This window comes from Sphingomonas endophytica (assembly GCF_001476895.1).
In the GTDB taxonomy this organism is placed as follows: domain Bacteria; phylum Pseudomonadota; class Alphaproteobacteria; order Sphingomonadales; family Sphingomonadaceae; genus Sphingomonas; species Sphingomonas endophytica_A.
On the sequence record NZ_LDTB01000231.1, the window covers coordinates 1 to 560 of the forward strand.

At 67.7% G+C, this 560-nt stretch carries 1 pseudogene; it reads left to right on the forward strand.

Annotated elements, in window-relative coordinates:
• Window positions 1-235 precede the first annotated feature (235 nt).
• A pseudogene (locus NS334_RS17975) lies at window positions 236-373 on the forward strand (helix-turn-helix domain-containing protein); the annotation flags it as partial.
• Window positions 374-560 lie beyond the last annotated feature (187 nt).

The window sequence follows — 560 nt, forward strand, 5'->3', positions numbered from 1 at the left end:
TCGTTGCGCGGTGTGTTGACGGTGTTTGCTGTGTGTGTCCTCCGGCTGTGCTCGTCGACGTTGCGGTGGTCGTGGTTGGTGCCTCGCGCGCTGCTGCTCTGTCTGTCGCGTCGGCGTGCGCCGGTGTGGTCCGGGGTGGCGGGTCGCTCCTGTGCTGGTGTAGTCCGTGTCGAGCGGGGGCTGGCGGTTGCGTGTGCATGGCAGCCGCGTGATTGAGGTGGTCTGCGAGTCGGTGTCGATCAAGACGCTGGAATGGGAACGCATCCACCAGACCCTGATCGAAACCGACTTCAACATCTCCGAAGCCGCCCGCCGCCTCGGCATGCACCGCCGCACGCTGGCGCGTAAGCTGGAGAAGCAGCGGGTGAGGTAGCAACTCCATCCACGGCTACCTACGAGGACCGCGGCCGCAGCATCAAGCAGCGCTCATGTTGAGCGCGCGGCGCGGCAGCAGCAGCGGGGTCAGGAGCATCAGCAGGCCACTGAGCGCAATCGCCGTGCGCACGCCGGCAAGGCCCGCCAGCACGCCCCACAGCGCCGTCAGCAGCGCGGTCATCGCC